Here is a 19,590-nt window from a genome sequence, read left to right as displayed (position 1 = left end):
CAGCTAAGATTAGTAATGTAATTACTGCTCAATAGCACCTGTATTAACATTTACTGTGAATGATGTTGCATCAAAGTCCTCAAGCACTGATGGGTCCTCGCTAGATAATGTAACTGAACCATTCATGTTCAAATATCCTGATGTAGGAGCCTCAAGTGTGATTTCCTTCTGGCCATCCGCATTAGCTTCACCTGCTGTATATTTACCATTATACACATTTTTAATGTTTGCCACTACAACACCACTAATCTGGTTTACATAGAAGCCATGTGTAAGAGTATATGTTCCGTCTGCGTTAAGTACTAAAATGTCCTGATCAGTATTTACGCAGTCACCTTCGTAACCTGCCTCAACTGAATCAACCTCTGCTGTGTATACCTCAGCAGCTCCTGACTTTCCACAAGCTACCATTGACATAGCACATACTACTGCAAGTCCTGTTGCAATTAACTTTTTCATTTTTCTTTCCTCCAATATCCTTTTCATTATATTTATGTAGACGCATTTAGCGTTTCTACCACTTTACTTTTCAACTTCCACTTTAATCACATTTTTACTTTTCTTTTTATGTCCGATGAACAAAAAGACTATTCCTAATATTGCAAATAAAGCGACTACACCATACATAGCCATTCTCCATGGTGCCATCTTGTATTCAAGTGTTGTTCCATCAGAAAGACCGTTTACTGTATTAGAATTTACATGGGTGTAAATAATATTTTTAGCTGCCTGTCGCATGTATTTCAGGGATGAAGCATTGCTTGTATCTGCAATCTTGCTAGGAAGTGTAGATGCATTAGCAAGCATCAAATCATTTCCATTTGTGATTCCCCATTCAACGTTCATGTATCCATATCCGTTGTAATCAGTTACAACAGTTCCAAGGAATCCCCACTCATCTCTAAGTACACCATTTAAAAGGCTGCCGCAGCCACCAGACCAAACAGATCCGATTCTGTTGAATGAGCTCATTACGCCAAGAGAACTTCTCATTGTCTTTGTTTGAGTGTTTCCATCTTCATCCAAATACTTTAATTCAGCCACTGGCTCTTTGATGGCAATCTCAAATGCCTTGAGATACAACTCTCTCATTGCCTGCTCATTAGCCCATACACATGGACCGTTATCAATTCTATGGGCTTCCACATCATTTAATGCAAAGTGCTTAAACATTGTAGTAAGACCCTTTGAGCTAGTACCTTTAATTGTTGCCGCGCAAGTTTTACCTGTAATAACAGGATCTTCTGAATAATATTCGAAGTTTCTACCACCGAATGCTGTTCTATGTAAGTCACAGCCTGGAGCATACCAACCATCAACGCCTGCTATAACCGCTTCATTACCAACTGCAATACCATATTCGGTGGCAAGATCTGTATTCCATGTGGCTGCTACTAATGTTCCACAACAGTTAAAGTTTCCAGATGCGCCAAATCCCAAGCCACCATATTGCTTTAATCCAGCAGGGCCATCTGTAGCATTGGACATTGGAAGTCCAATAGATTTAACAGGTATTGTTCCCTGGTTTCCTGAATAGATTAGCTCTGTCATTTCTTTTTCTGTTAATTCATCAAGCAGAGCATCCCATCTAGGATCATCATATGTAGCACCTCTTAGGGTTACTGCATTTATTTTGTTGTTTTCACCTGTTGCTGGCTTTTCATCAGCATTATCATAATAATCAGGCTTGTACTCTTTAAAATTAGCTACTACACTGTCAGCTGCCTTCAAGTCATCTGCTGTAGGGGCTGTTGGCATTGTTGAAGCAAAATCTGTTCTTGAAAGAATTGTTGACTTTCCTTCTTCGAAATGAGCGTTCTGTTCATCAAATTTTGTTGTAGCTGCAACAGTTTGATGATTAGCTTTCCATTCATCCGAATAGTTTACGTATTCACCTGTTTGAGCCTCCACCTCTGTAGGTCTTGGATTAGATGAATCGTATACCACTTTGGAATCCACTACATATTCGTATTCGCAATTTTCACCATATAACTCATGGCTATTCTTACGTACTGAAATGATATAGCTTCCCTCGTCAAGCACATAACAGCCAGCATTCTTGTAATCAAAGCTTGCCATTGTATCTTTTCCAAAGGAAAGAGTGTACTCTTTTGTCTCTCCTGGGTTGATATCATCTGTTTTATCATAGGCTGCCAGTACAACCTCAGCTTTTTCAATATCTCCGTTAAATGGTGCGCTGTAATAAATCTGAACTACATCTTTACCTGCAACATCACCAGTGTTTGTTACTGACACTGTTACGTCGATATTGTTTCCATTTTCCTTAACATCTGTAATTGCCTGTGCAAATGATGTATAGCTAAGTCCATATCCAAATGGATAAACAACAGCATTGTCATAGTCAATTACACCCTCAGCTGCAGCTGTTTCATACCATCTGTATCCAACATAGATGCCCTCTTCATACTCAATCATGTATCCATCTGTGTTAGAGTATTTCTCTGTTGTTACATTTGCATAAGTTGGATCTGCAGCAAGATCTCTTGGCCATGTATCCACTGTATGACCAGATGGATTTATTTTGCCATCTAAAATCTCTGCAAGGGCAACAGTACCTCTTGAACCTGGATAAGCCATCCAAAGAACAGCATCTACATTTTCATCATCCTGCAATTCTCCAAGCTCCATAACATTGGCGCTGTTTATAACAACCACTACATTGTCAAAGTTCTCTTCAACATGCTTTAAAAGATCCTTTTCTTCCTTACAAAGCTCAAGCTCGTGCTGTCCATCTTCGTAATTTTTCGTTTCTGCTACATCATTAGACATGGCTGTTTCGCCACTTGAAATGCTTCCCTTTAAGTCAGAGCAAAGGTCCATACCTTCACCTCCCTGACGTCCTAATACAACAATGGCTGCATCATGATATTTTTCATATGATGCTGTAACACTATTGTTGTAATAGCTCACTGGGAATTCGCCAATGTAGTATGTCATCGCACTTGGCTTGTCCATTGTGTATGACATGGATTCAACCTTATCAAGATTCTCAGAATAGAGCTTTGTTAAAGTATCATTTACATTAAAGCCTTCGTCCTGGAGTGCCTTCTGGATAGATGTGCACTGAGCAGGATCGCCTGCTCCAGAGCCATTACCGCCCCAGACAACATCCACGCTTCTACGCCCAAACAATGAAACCGACTGCCCCTTCGAAAGAGGTAATGTTCCATTATTTTTCATAAGAGTAATGCCCTCTTCTGCAATTCTCTTTGTTACATCTTTTGCATACTTATCAATTTCTTCTGCTGTATCATAGTCTGTTGTGTAATAATCTGTGTCCCAGTTTTCACTACCTGGCTTTTGAACCATTACAGCCTCTCCGAGACCAATATAAGTATCCAAAATTCCCCCGAAATAATTACCTGCCCCTGTGATTACCACTGCAAGGATTAGAAATATTATTCCAAGGACTGAAAATACTTTTCCTGACTTTTTTTTACTTCCCATCAGTTCATCCTCCTTATATAACTATTGACATCATAGAAATAAAAAAGCCGCCTTACAATTAAGACGGCATTATCTGTCATTTAGTAGTCATAAAATGCTATATTAAATGACCACAATTTCACATGGTCTTTATTTTCTTATAAATTAAGACGAGTCACAATTAGTCTATACTGAGAGTTATATTTACATCTCCATTTGAAAGGAGTTCTGTCATTTCTGCCTCATCCTTATCAGATATATGGCCAAGCCTTGTATATGACCAGCTATTTGAGCCATAGAACACTACAATCTGGTTACCTGAGTATAGCACAATATCACCTGAGCTAGTTGTTGTCTGTTTATCATCTCTTGGGAGACTCTGACCAATTGATCCCACCTGTTCAAAACCACCATACATGGTCATCTTAATAGTAACATCCCCATCTTTAGCCATATCCCGCAGTGCTTCTACAGCTCGGTTGTCTTCCCAGTCAACATTAACTTTTGTATCACCAATCGTCATTATCATAGTATTATCTCCAGTAGCCTCATAATCTGCGGTGCCATTGTCTTCTGTATGATACATAGCATCTCCCTCCGGCTCATCATTCTCTTCTGAGCTTTCTGTTTCAACATTTTCTGATGTTGATATTTCAGTTACTGCATTCTGATTATCACCGGAGTTTATTGTATTTCCTGAACAAGCGCTTATACAAAACATGATTGTCATACAGAATGCTATCAAAATCATTTTTTCTTTCATATCAAGCGTCCTTTATCTTAAAGACTTTCCAAACTTGAAAGCTTCGTTTAACTCTTCTGTTTTCCCGAATGCCTCACCCATATCGCCTATACCTCCACAGAATAAGGAACCAGAAAACTGAGCCTTTTCGAAACAATCAACCCATCCCTGAAGTCCACTTTCAGCTTTCTGAGGAACAAGCTCTTCATTCTCAGCTGCTACAGAGAGCATATATACATTTCTAAATTTATAATCTGAAGGATATAGAGGATTGAGCCTGTCCAAAAGAGTCTTCATCTGACCGCTCATTTCGTAGTAATAAATCGGTGTTACAAAAACAAGGGTATCTGCCCTCTTAACTTTATCAACTATCTCAAGAGCATCATCATTTATGACGCATTTTTGAGTATTCTGACAGACCAGACATCCTATGCAAAAACCTATATTCTTACCTTTAAGACTAATATGCTCCACATCATGACCTGATGCTTTTGCTCCTTCTATAAGCTTTTCAGTAAGTATATCTGAATTGCTTTTTGCACGAAGGCTTGTCGAAATAACTAATACTTTACTCATGTTTACCATCCTTATTTCAAATTTTCCTTAAAGAAACTCTCCAGCTTATCAAAAGGAATATAATTCTTATCTCCACCATCATATAAATCCGTGTGTACCGCATCAGGAATTATCATAAGTTCCTTATTGCCTGCATACTTACTGTCTTTAATCATATCTGCATATGCATCTTTTGAGAAATAGCATGAGTGTGCCTTTTCTCCGTGAACAAGTAAAACTGCACTTCTAATTTCATTGCTGTACTTAAGTATTGGCTGATTAACGAAAGATTCACAGCCAATTACATTCCAGCCTCCATTGGAATTGAGACTTCTCTTGTGATAACCTCTATCTGTCTTGTAATAATCATAGTAGTCTTTTACAAAGAATGGTGCATCCTCTGGAAGGGAATCTACCACTCCACCGCCAAGCTTATATTCTCCTGCCTTCAAGTCTTCTAGTCTCTGTGCACACATGGCGGCTTTCATCTGATATCTGGCTTCTTCGCTATCCGCTGAATCAAAATATCCCTTGGCATTAACTCTTGTCATATCGTACATAGTCATAGCAGCTGTAGCTTTGATTCTGGTATCGAGGGCTGCAGTATTCACAGCCATTCCGCCCCAGCCGCAGATACCGATAATTCCAATCCTATCAGCATCTACCTTCTCATTTAATGAAAGGAAATCCACTGCAGCCATGAAATCTTCTGTGTTGATATCAGGAGATGCCATGTATCTTACATTTCCACCAGACTCTCCTGTAAAGGATGGATCGAAAGCAATTGTTAAGAAGCCTCTTTCTGCCATTGTCTGGGCATATAGGCCTGAGCACTGCTCCTTTACTGCGCCAAATGGTCCACTTACAGCAATTGCAGGAAGCTTACCTTCTACATTCTTTGGAACATACATATCAGCCGCAAGGGTAATTCCATATCTGTTTACAAATGTTACTTTGCTGTGGTCTACCTTATCACTTTTCTCAAATGTCTTATCCCACTCAGTTACAAGGTTCAATTCTTCTTTTCTAATCATTTTGTATTCCTCCTAAAAATTATTTTCTTTTTGAATCTGTCTTATCAGAAAATCCATGTTATCTACTTTTTTCTGGCTATCATGAAGTTCATCCATAAGATGGCACCGGCATTTCCTTAAATCTCGAAGGAGTGTATCGGTATCGCCTTCTTTATACATTTTTTTCATAAAACATATTTCTTTTTCATCACAGCCCATAGCTGAAAGGTTTTCAAGAATTTTTTCTGTATCCATCTTTGTTCTCCTTCCAATTTCTATATTAAAGCCTTGACCTGATTTTCGCTAATGAATAAAATAAATATCATGATATACCTTTTTGGAATATCACTACGTTTGTATTTATAAGAGGAGTCTGCCATGGAAATAAAAAATCTCAGATACTTTCTTGCAGTTGCAAGGGAAGAAAACATGTCTAAGGCTGCCGAACAGCTTCATGTATCGCAACCTACTCTTTCAAAGACATTAAAAGCTCTAGAGGAAGAACTTGGGAAAAAACTATTTGTCAGGCACAGCTTCAGCATTTCCCTTACAGATGAGGGAATGCTTCTGCGTGACCGTGCCCAGGATCTTGTGGCTATGTCAGATAAAATAGAACAGGAATTTAATACTTTGGATGATATAACTGGTGGTGATATTTACCTTGGGCTGGCAGAAAGCTATCAGATAAGATACCTTGCCAGAGAAATCTATAAATTAAAAGAAAAATACCCAAACTTCACTTATCACATAACCAGCGGAGATACTGAGCAGGTTACGGAAAAGCTTGATAAGGGTATTTTAGACTTTGCTGTGCTTTGTGAAACACCCGACAGCAATAAATATGAATATGTAAAATTTCCGGAAGCAGATATATGGGGAGCAATCATGTCTTCATCTCACCCTCTGGCAAAGAAAAAATCCATCCGTGTCTCTGACCTTATTGAACAACCTTTATTTGTTTCTGAACAAAGCTGGAACAATGAAATCAAGACATGGGCCAAGGACAGATATCCGGAGCTTAAGCTTGAAGGTTCTTTTAGACTTTCCTATAACGGTTCTGTATTTGCAAGAGAAAACCTCGGAATTCTTCTTACATTTAAAAATCTGATAAACACTGAAGGAACTGATATGGTATTTAGACCTCTTTCACCTGAACTGAAGTCAGACCTATATCTCATATGGAATAAGTATCAGACCTTTACTCCTATTGCTGATAAGTTTCTGGAGCAGATAAAAAAAGCTTTCAAGTAATTTAAAAAAAGGTCACGGCATATAAATAGCTATGACCTTCCTTTGATTTAGTCGTATTTTTATTAAGCTTTCTATTTTTGAAAATAAAAAAGACGCATAAACATTACTGTCTATACGCCCTATTACTTTATTATCAATCAAAAATATCTGCAATTATATCTATCTCCCTATCAGAAAGATGATTGCTTCCTAGCCCATGAATAGCTTTATCTATATCTGATAAGCTTTCAAGAATCATATCGTCATCTACAGGACTGTTTTTCTCAAGTAAAATGACATATCCATCTACCCACACATCAAGTTTATGCTGTCTCAAAATATGGGATAGTATGTAAATCTGTCTTTTAACTTGTTTAATAGGATTCTTTACTGTCTTGCAGTAGATATCTCCACCTGGAGTGGTCTTATACTTCTTCCACTCATAATCGTCCAAGCCTCCAACCAACTCGCCAACGTAATTCTTAACCTCGATGATAAAAACACCATGAGAATTAATAATTAAATTATCTATTTCAGAGCGGCTTCCCTCAAACGATATCTTTACATTTGTAAGCAAGATATCATCATCTTTTAATACTCGACTAATTATGTCAGTTGCTACCTCTTCTCCTCTTTTGCCAGCACGTTCAACTGGATCCTCAATATTTATACCTAGCCAAAATATCAGTATAAAGACAGCAACTATGCCTACTATAAGTGATATTAAATAGATTTCACTCATTGATTAAAGCTCCCATAACTTATCCAATAATCCCCAATTCCCCGCACTATCAAGATACCGCCTTGCAGACCTGAGATGTGTAAGCGCAATAAGAGTAGCAACTAATGTGTCTATGCCATAACTGTACTCTTGCCACCCCAAAAGAATTTTAATCGAAAAGCTGCACAGCCGAAGCCATGCAGCAAATATACTTTCCTAAAATCACCTATATTATAACAAAGAATGCTATATTTTTGCATTTTATTGGACAAATGGCTATGATTGCTACATACGATGAATTTATCAACTTATTTCAATTCTTCATTGGACGAATTAATCAGCCTGGTAATTAACAAAGTATTCATAAATATTTGCTACACTTACATAGATACGGTATATAGTGGGTGAATTGTTTGGAACCATGTAAAACCTACTTATTAAATAATATTGTTTTTAACAAGGATTGGTTTAATATGATGACATTTCCAAAAAGAAATATAATAGTACTTCTACTTATTTCATTAATGATTGCTTCCCTGTTTAATGGGCCAGTTTTGGCTACAGATTTGTCCGATAAGGAAACCATAATAGTTGGTGTACCTTCAGATAGATGCCCTATTTTTTATACTGATGATTCGTCTAAAAATATTGTAGGTATTGGAATTGATTTAATGAGTCTTGCGGCAGAAAATGCTGGTTATAATGTAAATTTTAAGATCATAGAAGACTCATCACTTAAAGACGCACTAGACAACCCTAATTATGATTTGGTAATGCCTTTTGGCAGTTCTATAAATAGTACCTCAGGACAACCTTCAATCGTATCAGATAATCTTATGACAACACCTTTCACGATTGTCACTTTGAGTAGCGGTTACATTCAATCTTTAGAACAAATAAAGGTTGGAATGCTACAATCGATGGCAGGTGTTGCTGATACTGTTCACACTTTGTATCCAAGTATGAATCTTGTTTTGTATGAAACTATGCCTGATTGTGTGAATGCTCTTCGAAAAGGTGATGTTGACGCATTACTTTACAACTCTTATGTATGGAGTTATGTGCTTCAAAAACCATTATATTCAGATTTAGAAGTTCAACCAACAACAATGTTCTTAATGGATTTTAGAGTTGGTGCTGTTGATACCCCCAAAAGTCAGGAGCTAATAAACCAGATTAATGTGGGCATTTCTAAGATTAATGATAATCAACGTCAGGCGATTATATTGGATTATACATCTCGGCGTCTGTATAAAAATGATTTCTTTGACTACTTATATATCTATGGCAATCTAATCATTATATTTGGATTATTATTGGTTTTTATTATTCTGCATTTCGTTTCAAAACAATATGCAATAAGAAAAGAGCAAGATGAGCAAATCCGCCAATTAATTGAGTATGATGCTCTTACTGGAACCTTAAGTCTTGATGGTTTCCGTAAAAAAGTTAAAACGCTATTAAGGGAGAACCCAACTTTAACGTATTTAATATCTTATAACAATATTAAGAACTTTAAATTTATAAACGATAAAATGGGTATGAATTCAGGTAATGATCTTTTAGTTTTTTGGGCTGATAAAACCATGAATTACCTGTCTGAAAAAGAAGCTGTTGCAAGAATAGGGGCTGATCATTTTGCAGTCCTAGCCATCGTTCCTGACGACAATAATCTTCTTAATCAAGAAAAGACTGTATTTGAACCAGTCAAGAACTATTATATAAACCAAGGTATCGACTATACAGTCCAATTATGCAGTGGCATTTATGTTTTAACAAGAGATGATTATTCAGATATTAATGTTGATAAGATGTTGGATTATGCCCATTTAGCAGAAAAGAAAGCTCGCAATTCTGTCTCAGGTGGGGGATATGAAATATACAATACTGACCAATGGGAAAAAGGTAAAATGGTTGCCGACATCTGTGGTCATTTTTCAACAGCTGTAAAGAATAATGAAATACAAGTATGGTACCAACCACAAGTTAATTATAAGACAAGCAAAATAGTTGGTGCCGAGGCCTCATGTAGATGGAACCACGAAAAGTTAGGCTGGATAAGTCCTGACATATTTATACCTATATTGGAACAAACAGGGCTTATCTATGATTTAGATTGCTTAATATGGGATAAAGTATGTCAAGACCTCCATAGATGGAATGAAAAGGGTATCCAACATTCCATTTCGATAAACTTATCACGTTATGACATTGAAAAAAATAACAACATTGCGGACTATTTCAACAATCTGGTACGAAATTATAATATCGCTCCGTCACAGCTAAGGATTGAAATTACTGAAAGAGCATATGTTGAAGATACTGAGCTTCTACTAAAAACAACTACTGCCCTTCAAAGATATGGTTTTATTGTTGAAATGGATGATTTTGGTAGTGGCTATTCTTCATTAAATATGCTTAAAGAGGTTCCTGTTGACGGAATAAAGCTAGATTACATCTTTTTAAAGGACGAGAAGAACAAAGAAAAAAGCAAAATCATTATTAACTATATAATCAAAATGCTTTTGCAGCTTAAATTCAACTTTATTGCTGAAGGTGTCGAAACCAAAGAACAGGCTCAATTTCTTTTAAATATAGATTGCGAACAAATGCAAGGATATTATTTTTATAAACCTATGCCTGTAACTGATTTTGAATTATTAGATTTCGATGACATAAATAATAAAACCGCCAATAGAGCATAGGTTTTTGTTTTTCCTCAGAAAAACAAGAACCGGAAATAGACCAATATTTTCTGAAAGAAAATGTTGCTTGGCGAAGCCAAGTTTTTGTGGGCTTTTTCCTTAAGTAGCCCACAAAAAGTCATACATTACTTAAATATCCTTTATAAAGTTTACATATCTTAGAAAGGGAGGCTCTATTGAAAAACCTGAAACATCCACTTGGAAAAAGTATATATCACAGAAGGGTATATTATTGGACAATATTTAATTTTTCGTAAAACCTAAATAATGCACTATAATCATATAATATTCATTAGATATCAATCAGTGCTATAGCAACATCATTCACGTTCGTTCCTGTTGCACCAGTTATTATCAGACCATCAACTGCTTTTAATGCATTGTATGCATCGTTATCTTTAAGAACATCATGTATATTGATTCCTTTAGATAGTAATTCTTGATAAGTCTCGTTATCAACATAGCCTCCAGCGGCATCTGTTGGACCATCTGTTCCATCACTGCCAACTGATGCTACTGCCATGCCTATATTTCCAGCTATTCCTATAGCAGCGCTGAGTGCAAGTTCCTGATTTCTTCCACCTTTACCTGTACCAGTAAGATGAACCACTGTCTCTCCACCAGCAATAATGGCCAGCCTTTCATTGTCCTTTGCTTTTGTCTTTGCGATGCTAGCAAGAAAACTTCCTGCTTCTCTCGCCTCACAGCATAGCTCATCTGTCAGAATAATAGGCTTGTAACCTAACTTTCCACTGTTGCTAGCAGCAGCTCTACAAAGCTCTCGTACAGATCCAGTTATGTGAGTTTCAACATTTTTTAATTCTTTAGGAGTTTCTTTATCTAATAGCTCTTCAGCATCCTTAGAAAGCTTAATATTGTATTTACGAACTATTTCCTTTGCTTCATCACATGTAGAAAAATCCGGATATGCCGGGCCACTTGCTATCATATCAAGCGGATCTCCAACTATATCACTAAGCACAATGCTAAATACTTTGGCTGGAGCGCATGCTAAAGCAAATCTGCCGCCCTTTACTTTACTAAGACGCTTTCGAATAGTGTTTATCTCTACTATATCTGCACCACTAGCAAGTAACTGCTTTGTAATGTCTTGTAGTTCTTCACCAGAAATTAATGGCAATTCAAACAGAGCACTTCCACCACCGGAAAGTAAAAATATAACCGTGTCATCTTCTGTTAAACCTTCCACTAATTCAATAGCTTTTTTTGTCGCATCAAAGCTATTTTGATCAGGTACTGGATGCCCTGTTTCAAAGCATTGTATCCCCTCAATATTGCCTTTAACATGATCATATTTTGTTATTACAATGCCGCCATCTAATCTTTTAAGAACCTTTTTTGCTGCTGCGGCCATTTGCCAAGCCGCCTTTCCAGCAGCTACTAGAATCACTTTACCTTTTCCGTAAGAGAAATTGTTAAGAGCTCTAGTAACCGCCTCATCAGGCAGAACTTCTTTTATTGTGTTTTCAACAATATAATCAATATCATTCTTTAATTTCTGATTCATAAAACTTCCTCGATCACATTATTAATGTATTCTTATGTATGAATAACTCTTGAGCTGCTTTATTAAAGTTGAAGTTGTTTCTGCTTAAAGCTCCAACGGTCTCTATAAAATCATCTATTTTTCCTTCTGGGAATTTGCTTTCAAAGATATAAAACATGTTGGCCATATCTCGCATTGGAGTAATGAAATGCAAATACTCTCCAACTATGTATTTGTAATCAGAGAACAATTCGCTAACTGTGTCAGGCATAGTTTTAAAGATGATTACTCTCTTTTCATCAAGAGCTAAAGAAACATCTTTTAGAGTATGATAAAGACTCTTTTTAAGATGCACTAAAAGTCAGATGCATTACCCCCATCCATAATGTTTACATTATATGAAGTGTATTCTGTTACCTGTTCAATAAACTTTTCCGCTAAAAACTTACTAATCATGCCCCTTCTCCCTTTCATTCATCCTATCCATTATTTTAAATCTTAGGCTATACAAAAGCAAAGAACCATATTAAACATATCATTAAACTCATCCAAATCGTTATAAATATACGTTCGTCATGTTTCAATATTTAGGCCCAGCCAAAATGATTCATTATCATACCGATCCTCGCATGGATTCACATTTCCGTTACCTTATGAATACTTTTGATTATGAAGATGATGATACATTTTGAAAAATCTTGTCTTAGATGAAATAGTGGAATCTCACAAAACAGTTTGAACGCTTCAAGTGAGGAAACCCTGAAAACCACATTGTCCCCTAGTCGAATATAGTCGATGGCCTCATCCATCTGAGGAATTCCACATTTCACTTTGTCAAATGCTGCCATTGTAAAAACCTCCCCTTAGGTCATTTAAAGCTCTTCCAGTTCTTTTAACCAAATGTTTGCGCAGGCATCTGAAGGCATACACAAATCTCCTCTTGGAGAAACTGCCACTGAACCAACCTTTGGCCCATCTGGCAAACAACTTCTCTTGAAATGCTGTGCGAAAAATCTTCTATAGAAGGACTTCTCCCATTTTAAGATTGTTTCATCATCATACTGATTCGTAAATGCGATATGGGCAAGGTGGAAAATCTTTGCAGGTGTCTGTGCCAGCCTCAGCATGTGATACAGGAAGAAATCATGGAGTTCATATGGTCCCCGTTATAGGTGGCCCAGCCTAGGGCAAGTTCCGACAAATCTCATGTACCAATTACTATACCGTTCTCCTGATTTGCAATATCCATCAACAGCTGGGTTCGCTCTCTTGCCTGGCTGTTTTCAAATGAAAGTGATATTACTGACTTATTGCAGCATCGCAAATAGTCGCCTAAAGGATCATACTTACTCATTACAGCTGTTCTCCTATAGCTTCAAACTCTTCTCTTCTATCCATAAAGAATTTATAGTATTCTTGTACATTTTTTAGTAGATGCCAGTCATTTGGCCCAGCTGGATTCTTATCCAAGTCATAAACTAAAGCATCTCGTATAGACAGTATAAATGGTGAGTGTGTTGCAATAATAAACTGACATCGAAATCCTCTAACTGACTGCTCTAAGAAATTTACCAGTTCCAACTGCATTTCTGGAGATAAGCTGTTCTCTGGCTCATCTAGAATATAAATACCATTCTCTTTTATCTTTCTAGTAAAGTATCTAAAAGCTGATTCTCCATTTGAATACTCTCTGACATTGTCTATTAACGTTTTTCTTATATATTGAGACTGAGTCTTTGATTTAGCTGCATTGTGTTTTCTCAACTCCTCAATATCATCGATAGATTTAAGCTGATATGAACTATACTTGTAATCCATGTACTCTTCAAATCTTTCTTCGCGCTTATTATCTATACCCTCATTTAATCTGCGGATATCCAACATATAGTCAAAAATATCATCAGATGTAATGATTAGCTTTTCCTCCATTTGAGCATTTGCATAATCTAAGTCACAATGTTCAAGATAATCTTCGTAAAAGTTGGATCGATTATACGGAGCCATTCTATCAGCACCAATCTTCTCAGCTATTATATTGAGCATGGTACTCTTTCCCGAACCATTGCCACCATATAGAATTGTAATATCCTTGAAGCCTATTTCATCAATTCCCTTTTGTGGTAGTATCTGAAATGGATAAAAACTGTCATAACAAGTTCTTCGTATAGAATTTAGGAACATATCCTCTGCCAGTCCCGATGTAAAATAGAAATTTTTCAAATAAACCATTCGTATATATCCTCTTTTTATGGATGACATCTACCGCAAGGATCATAGCCTTGATCAATCAATTCTTCCCTTGAACCTTGAAATGTCTGCTTATTTTTATCCTTTATATCAACTACGGATTTACAATTAGGATTATGAAACTTCTTTGTATTTGTGTTAAGCACATAATTCATTTCTACGCCATTGTTGCTTGTTGTCTCAGTAGAAACTTGTTCATTCGCTAGAGTAGCATCAGATGATAACTCACTGTTACCGGTAGCATAGTCAATTATGATACCAGGCTGCACATTGTAGCAATAGACATTAAACATCACACCTTTTCCTTGGTCTTCAACAGAGTATGCTTCCATTAGTACACCTGAGGCTACTAAATTATTGCCTTCAAATATAGGTGTAACTCTATAAAGTACATGATTACCTGTACTTTCCACATAGTCAGCAACTTCATTTTCAAAGGGAAGCATTCCCTGTACATTTAAATATCTTGTGCCTGTAATAAGATTCTTTTCATTAGAATTTTCACCGCTGAGCTGATATCCAATGAGATGACATCTATTATATAGGTAAGTTCCATCGATATACTCATGATAATTTGCTGTATGCCATCCACTTGGCTTTATACTACCAATCTCGCCCCGCTCTTCTGTAGGCATTAATTCATTGCATATGTTGGCATAGGCTACGCCACATCTTCCTAATGAATCTAGATTACTGTACGTTTCAAAGGCATCTGTTCTAGTCATCTCGGAATCAGCGAAATATGGCACATTGTTATTGATTGCTATATATGGATTTCCAGAATAGGCTCCAACTTGATCAATAGAAAACGTCGTTGATTCTGTGCCCGCAACAGTCGTTCCTGTTGTAGGTACCTCTTTTGTCTCCTCTATTTGTATTATCTTTTCTTCATTGCCTGCATCGCTTGTACCATAAAAAATGTAGCCACCTATTAATATGGTGCATGCTGCAAGGCAAAATAATAATCTCTTTCTCATTCTAGTCCTCCTTATAGCCGCTCACTTTTTTAGTATATTATACTATTTTTACGCACGACTTTTAGATAGGAGTTTCATACTGCGCTTCTATAACAATAGACCACTTTACATCAGGTTTTGATGGAGGTATAACTTGTTTAATAACATAATCAGCGCCTTCATAGCATATGATGTTTCCAACCTTCAAAATACAATCTTGTTCATTAAAAACAAGAACTGTCCCGTATTTAGTTTTAAATAATTCTCCAGTTAAAACTAATTTCTCTTCTTTAGGTAAGGTAAACATATTAGGCTTGCTGGCCAAGACATTCTTATAATCAACCACAATTTCAAAAGTAGGCATGCTAAAATCCACTTGATCTAGTAACACAACGCCATCCTCAGTTTCATGTGTTCTCGCTTCCGTTGCCCCGCTAAAGCCTGCATAAGATGCAGGCTCTTCATCATCAATAACTCCACCAATAATATACTTTCCATTGTTTTCAAAAATAGGAACAAAATAACACTGCCCCTTGGTGAAATTTAAATTTGATTCTCCGTTGTACCTGACTATCCCCCATGTACTTTTATCATTTACATGTATAATGCTTTGCTTATACTCTTCGAGTTTTTCTTCCAATTCAGGGAATTTTTTCTTGTATTCATCTATCTCCTCAAAATATGTCTCATAAGATGCTGGATGATATGGTATCAATTCTTTGCAACCCAAATCCTCTAATTCTGAAAGAAGTCTACTGTCATATTCAAATACTTCCCATCCATTTTTTCTTGCTGTTGGTAATAAATTATATTGTTTATGTTCATCTGGGATATATGGCATATTGCACCTCACTTAGCCTTTTTACGCTTTTAAATAATTCATAGAACCTTGTTTGATAACATAGTTACTTTTATCACATCTATTAAGAATAATAGTATCTTCAATTAGATCCCCCATAGTCCAGTAATAGTGGCCATCAAACTCATAATATGTATGCTCTTTACTTGCAAACTTACAGTCGAAACCATTCTCTCTAACGTATTCCACAAACCATACAAATTCATCTTTGCCCTCTTCATCAAGCTTGTCCTTAACGTAATATTCATGTGGAGCAAAGTCTGCATAGGTCTTAGCAAATGTCCAAGGATATTTCGATACAAACTGGCGAATCCTGTCATTATCATCTTTAAGCAAAACCTCTAACATCTCTTTAGAGAAATATTCTTTAGGCTCAACATACAATAAATCCATCTTATTCATATTCTATTCCTCCGACTAACATGTTCCATCAGTGATAAATTTCGACTTTGACATAGTCTCTGGATATTTTATGGCCCATGGACTAAATGCTCTTGTCTCACCAGCCTTTTTCAGTACTACTATTGGACCACCAAATCCACCATAGCTACATTCCCTTTTACTGTTATAGAAGAAATATAGGTCCTTATATTCTTCCCAAGAGTCATAATCCAAATTAAAGTCCTTTGCTATCTCTATAGCTTTATCTAGTGTGATCATCCTTTTCCCCCAAGCTATTTATTCATCTTCATCAATTCTGCCAATACTGCAAATGGAAAAATCAATATACATAAAATAACCATCCTGCACCTCTCATATTTCAATAGATATTTAAGGGTTCTCTTCTGATTTTAATTGTACTCTCCATTGGCCCTATAAATTGGACACCTTTCAGCCCTTGAAAAATAAGCAAATAATGGCTATTCTCAATTTATCCAATACAATTCTTATGGAGTTATGAAATGACTAAAGAGATTTTTCAAATACAAACCAGAAACTGCATAGCATTTTGGGATAAAACCCCAGAGGTTGTACTTGTTCAGCCAGTAGACTCCCATGATTACGAGTTGCTAGACTCTGAAACCAAATATATAGCAGAACATACAGATAATCCTTTTATGCTTGTTGCCTTTAGCGTCAATGACTGGAACAAAGATTTATCCCCTTGGCCTGCACCACCTGTGTTTGGAAAAGAAGGTTTTGGAGACGGGGCTAATGATACACTTTCCTTTGCGATAAAAGAGCTCATTCCTACAGTGAAGACAAAATATGATATACCACAAGATACCCCAATCATTTTGGGTGGCTATTCTCTTGCTGGATTATTTGCTCTTTGGAGTGCCTACCAAACAAATGCTTTTACAGCAATAGCTGCGGCCTCTCCTTCAGTATGGTTCCCTAGTTTTCTTGAGTATGCTAAGAGCAAAGATATTTTTGCTAACCATGTATATCTAAGTCTAGGTGACAGGGAAGAAAGAGCTAAAAACCCTATTATGTCTACTGTAGGTAAATGTATTAGAGAGCTCAGTGATTATTATCAATCAAATGAATTAGATTCTACCCTAGAGTGGAATGAAGGTAATCACTTTAAAGAGGCTGATACCCGTACCGCAAAAGGATTTTCCTGGTGTATTGAAAGGATTAAAAATGATAATTAGAACCGCAACTATAGATGACCTTGCAGCCATTTCTGCAATTGAAGCCGAATGTTTTCCACCGACAGAAGCAGCTACTGAGAATGAATTCAGAGATAGACTCGAGCATTATGCCAATCACTTCTGGCTTATGTTTGATGATGACAAGCTTATAGCTTTCGTAGATGGCTTTTGCACTGATGAGCCTGACCTTACCGATGAAATGTATGCTAAAGCTGATATGCATAGTGAAGAAGGTGCATGGCAAATGATTTTTGGCGTAAATACGCTCCCTGACTATAGAAACCAAGGCTTCGCTGGAGAGCTTATTAAACAAGCCATTTCAGATGCTAGAGCTCAAGGTCGTAAAGGTCTTCTCCTTACTTGCAAGGATAAACTTATTCATTACTATTCTAAGTTTGGATTTATAAATGAAGGCATAAGTGAATCGGTTCACGGTAATGTTACCTGGTATCAAATGAGATTAACACTATGAGAAAACTAATACTATTTGGAGATTCAAATACATACGGTTATGATCCAAGAGATTTCCTTGTTGGTAGATATGCTGAAGATGAACGCTGGGCCACAATAGTTCACCATATCTTAGTAGACCGCTTTGATGTCATCGAGGAAGGAATGAACGGTCGTCAGCTTCCATCCGTGGAATATGGCTACTTCACCAACCTTCTTACTGACCTTTCTGAGGGTGATGTCTTTGTCATGATGCTTGGAACCAATGACATCTTGCTAACTTACAATCCCAATATAGAGCTAGCTGTGACAAAGCTTGATAGAATCCTAAGCTATGTCAAAGAAAACTGTAAAGCTCAGTTCATCCTAATAGCTCCACCTTACATCAAAGTAATGGAACCAGAAATGCAGCGTTATCACGATTGCTGCATCGAGATGAACCAGCGCTTCCTCGAACTAGCAAAACAATATGACATCACCACCTTCGATGCTAGTGAATGGAATATTGAAATGGGTTCTGATGGAGTTCATTTTTCTATTGAGGGACATAAAAGATTTGCTGAATGCTTTATAAAAAGCCTAGAAAAAATCTTATAAGATAATGTCAATGTTCGATTGTTTTTAGGAGGAATACTTTGATGTTAACATTAGAGCAATTTGTAGCTATTACTGGATTATTATTTACAGCATTTGGAATCGGCTACAAAGTTGGCCGAGATAGCAATGCAAAGAAATAGCCGTCCTGCAGCCTGGAAAACTTAGGACGGCTTAAAACGTTTTAATTAATCTAGGCCACCGTCTATCGGTAGCGCCTTTTCTTAACTCATATTATAAAGACTTTAATCTCTTTTGTAAACTACCCTAAAACTCAACGGCAGCGTAAATTTGTACTCGGAAATCACAGAAAAGACTATCCCTGTGTTTTTGTGACAAGAATTAGATTTGTGATTATCTTACTATTTTTCTATTCTAAAAGGAAGCCCTGCTCCGCAGGCCTCTGATTTTGGTTTAAAAGCCGTACTTTTTTGTACGACAATTAATCCTTCGTTTGCTTGTTGATATTTTATCTGCCTTGAAATGGGTGTCAAGGACTTCAGCCTTCGGTGCGTAGCATCCTTGACTCCCATTTCTGGGCAGATACACTGTAAATCAAGCAAATGAAAGATTAGGTTTGTGCGAAGCACGTTTATTAAAGGCAACACCGTCAGGTGTTATTTTCTTTTTACAGCTTTCCATTCAACATAAACAATAGCTGCTTACTATTTTGAACACTCATGCTTGAATGAATTGCCTCTGAATATTTACCGTATTCTCGCAATAGCTGACTTCTCTTGTTTTTTTCTGATGCCAGGACATCATTAGCAGTCAATATAACTTTTTCTGCTCCCGCTGCCATCGGCAGTTCTTCTTTTTGGAATTTTGCAAGTTCTAACATGTCTTTATCGTTATAATAATACTCACGCAGATGAGCCATCTGATTTGCTCCATGTTTACTCCAGCCCATCGCTTGCGTACTCATTCTACTGGATAACACATGATATACATGCCCTTCTGCCGAAC

At 36.9% G+C, this 19,590-nt stretch carries 21 protein-coding genes and 1 pseudogene; 5 read left to right on the top strand and 17 right to left on the bottom strand.

Annotated features, from left to right (window positions below):
- Positions 1 to 21 precede the first annotated feature (21 nt).
- The 6 genes from FXF36_RS15795 to FXF36_RS15770 all read right to left on the bottom strand — a co-directional run bounded on the left by FXF36_RS15795 (position 22) and on the right by FXF36_RS15770 (position 6,012).
- Positions 22 to 459: a hypothetical protein gene (locus FXF36_RS15795; RefSeq protein WP_151626022.1), complete on the bottom strand. Its 438-nt coding sequence runs from the start codon at positions 457 to 459 to the stop codon at positions 22 to 24.
- A gap of 63 nt (positions 460 to 522) precedes the next feature.
- On the bottom strand, positions 523 to 3,468 hold the full coding sequence (locus tag FXF36_RS15790) for a glycoside hydrolase family 3 protein (RefSeq protein ID WP_151626020.1): 2,946 nt from the start codon (positions 3,466 to 3,468) through the stop codon (positions 523 to 525).
- A 160-nt stretch (positions 3,469 to 3,628) separates the two neighbouring features.
- Positions 3,629 to 4,210, bottom strand: a complete 582-nt coding sequence (locus FXF36_RS15785; RefSeq protein ID WP_151626018.1) for a cyclophilin-like fold protein — start codon at positions 4,208 to 4,210, stop codon at positions 3,629 to 3,631.
- 12 nt (positions 4,211 to 4,222) lie between these two features.
- A complete protein-coding gene (locus tag FXF36_RS15780) occupies positions 4,223 to 4,765 on the bottom strand; it encodes a flavodoxin family protein (RefSeq protein WP_151626016.1) in 543 nt (180 codons plus the stop codon).
- Positions 4,766 to 4,776: 11 nt separating this feature from the next.
- The gene (locus FXF36_RS15775) at positions 4,777 to 5,778 is read right to left on the bottom strand and encodes an alpha/beta hydrolase (RefSeq protein WP_151626014.1); all 1,002 of its coding nucleotides are present in this window, start codon (positions 5,776 to 5,778) and stop codon (positions 4,777 to 4,779) included.
- A gap of 12 nt (positions 5,779 to 5,790) precedes the next feature.
- The gene (locus tag FXF36_RS15770) at positions 5,791 to 6,012 is read right to left on the bottom strand and encodes a hypothetical protein (protein WP_151626012.1); all 222 of its coding nucleotides are present in this window, start codon (positions 6,010 to 6,012) and stop codon (positions 5,791 to 5,793) included.
- 123 nt (positions 6,013 to 6,135) lie between these two features.
- Between FXF36_RS15770 and FXF36_RS15765 the strand changes: the two genes are divergently transcribed.
- The gene (locus tag FXF36_RS15765; RefSeq protein WP_151626010.1) at positions 6,136 to 7,008 is read left to right on the top strand and encodes a LysR family transcriptional regulator; all 873 of its coding nucleotides are present in this window, start codon (positions 6,136 to 6,138) and stop codon (positions 7,006 to 7,008) included.
- A 133-nt stretch (positions 7,009 to 7,141) separates the two neighbouring features.
- On the opposite strand, the gene FXF36_RS15760 is transcribed toward FXF36_RS15765, so the two are convergent.
- Positions 7,142 to 7,729, bottom strand: a complete 588-nt coding sequence (locus FXF36_RS15760; RefSeq protein WP_028243359.1) for a nuclease-related domain-containing protein — start codon at positions 7,727 to 7,729, stop codon at positions 7,142 to 7,144.
- Between the two features lie 452 nt (positions 7,730 to 8,181).
- On the opposite strand from FXF36_RS15760, the gene FXF36_RS15755 reads away from it, so the two are divergent.
- Positions 8,182 to 10,413, top strand: a complete 2,232-nt coding sequence (locus tag FXF36_RS15755; RefSeq protein ID WP_151626009.1) for an EAL domain-containing protein — start codon at positions 8,182 to 8,184, stop codon at positions 10,411 to 10,413.
- Positions 10,414 to 10,705: 292 nt separating this feature from the next.
- Here FXF36_RS15755 and FXF36_RS15750 read toward each other — a convergent pair whose 3' ends face one another.
- From FXF36_RS15750 to FXF36_RS15710, 9 genes and pseudogenes are all read right to left on the bottom strand, one after another.
- Positions 10,706 to 11,941 carry a glycerate kinase type-2 family protein gene (locus tag FXF36_RS15750; RefSeq protein ID WP_151626006.1) on the bottom strand — a complete coding sequence of 412 codons (1,236 nt, stop codon included), beginning with the start codon at positions 11,939 to 11,941 and terminating at the stop codon, positions 10,706 to 10,708.
- A 13-nt stretch (positions 11,942 to 11,954) separates the two neighbouring features.
- Complete coding sequence (locus tag FXF36_RS15745; RefSeq protein WP_167511446.1) at positions 11,955 to 12,275, bottom strand: helix-turn-helix domain-containing protein; 321 nt, start codon at positions 12,273 to 12,275, stop codon at positions 11,955 to 11,957.
- A 280-nt stretch (positions 12,276 to 12,555) separates the two neighbouring features.
- The gene (locus FXF36_RS15740; protein WP_151626002.1) at positions 12,556 to 12,768 is read right to left on the bottom strand and encodes a hypothetical protein; all 213 of its coding nucleotides are present in this window, start codon (positions 12,766 to 12,768) and stop codon (positions 12,556 to 12,558) included.
- Between the two features lie 24 nt (positions 12,769 to 12,792).
- Positions 12,793 to 13,223: pseudogene (locus FXF36_RS16965) on the bottom strand (hypothetical protein); the annotation flags it as partial.
- 50 nt (positions 13,224 to 13,273) lie between these two features.
- The gene (locus FXF36_RS15730; protein ID WP_151626000.1) at positions 13,274 to 14,149 is read right to left on the bottom strand and encodes an AAA family ATPase; all 876 of its coding nucleotides are present in this window, start codon (positions 14,147 to 14,149) and stop codon (positions 13,274 to 13,276) included.
- 17 nt (positions 14,150 to 14,166) lie between these two features.
- Positions 14,167 to 15,144 carry a DNA/RNA non-specific endonuclease gene (locus FXF36_RS15725; RefSeq protein ID WP_151625998.1) on the bottom strand — a complete coding sequence of 326 codons (978 nt, stop codon included), beginning with the start codon at positions 15,142 to 15,144 and terminating at the stop codon, positions 14,167 to 14,169.
- Between the two features lie 61 nt (positions 15,145 to 15,205).
- Positions 15,206 to 15,964, bottom strand: coding sequence for a hypothetical protein (locus FXF36_RS15720; RefSeq protein ID WP_151625997.1), 759 nt, complete (start codon positions 15,962 to 15,964; stop codon positions 15,206 to 15,208).
- Between the two features lie 21 nt (positions 15,965 to 15,985).
- Complete coding sequence (locus FXF36_RS15715; RefSeq protein ID WP_151625994.1) at positions 15,986 to 16,384, bottom strand: hypothetical protein; 399 nt, start codon at positions 16,382 to 16,384, stop codon at positions 15,986 to 15,988.
- Between the two features lie 15 nt (positions 16,385 to 16,399).
- Positions 16,400 to 16,642 carry a hypothetical protein gene (locus FXF36_RS15710; RefSeq protein ID WP_151625992.1) on the bottom strand — a complete coding sequence of 81 codons (243 nt, stop codon included), beginning with the start codon at positions 16,640 to 16,642 and terminating at the stop codon, positions 16,400 to 16,402.
- 242 nt (positions 16,643 to 16,884) lie between these two features.
- Here FXF36_RS15710 and FXF36_RS15705 point away from each other — a divergent pair, with 242 nt between their 5' ends.
- Genes FXF36_RS15705 through FXF36_RS15695 form a run of 3 tightly spaced genes read left to right on the top strand, consistent with a single transcriptional unit; the run spans position 16,885 to position 18,627 of the window.
- Positions 16,885 to 17,580 (top strand): alpha/beta hydrolase, encoded by a 696-nt coding sequence (locus FXF36_RS15705; protein WP_151625990.1) that lies wholly within the window; start codon positions 16,885 to 16,887, stop codon positions 17,578 to 17,580.
- Entirely contained in the window at positions 17,570 to 18,052 is a 483-nt protein-coding gene (locus FXF36_RS15700) for a GNAT family N-acetyltransferase (protein WP_151625988.1), read from the top strand. The genes FXF36_RS15705 and FXF36_RS15700 overlap by 11 nt, the downstream gene beginning before the upstream one ends.
- Positions 18,049 to 18,627 carry a GDSL-type esterase/lipase family protein gene (locus FXF36_RS15695; protein ID WP_151625986.1) on the top strand — a complete coding sequence of 193 codons (579 nt, stop codon included), beginning with the start codon at positions 18,049 to 18,051 and terminating at the stop codon, positions 18,625 to 18,627. Before FXF36_RS15700 ends, FXF36_RS15695 begins: the two co-directional genes overlap by 4 nt.
- Positions 18,628 to 19,252: 625 nt before the next feature.
- Here the strand turns inward: FXF36_RS15695 and FXF36_RS15690 are convergent.
- On the bottom strand, positions 19,253 to 19,549 hold the full coding sequence (locus FXF36_RS15690) for a hypothetical protein (protein ID WP_151625984.1): 297 nt from the start codon (positions 19,547 to 19,549) through the stop codon (positions 19,253 to 19,255).
- Between the last annotated feature and the right edge of the window lie 41 nt (positions 19,550 to 19,590).

The organism is Pseudobutyrivibrio xylanivorans, assembly GCF_008935055.1.
GTDB lineage: Bacteria > Bacillota > Clostridia > Lachnospirales > Lachnospiraceae > Pseudobutyrivibrio > Pseudobutyrivibrio xylanivorans_A.
The sequence above is the reverse complement of the archived record's forward strand: the minus strand, read 5'-3'. Positions and strand labels throughout refer to the sequence as shown.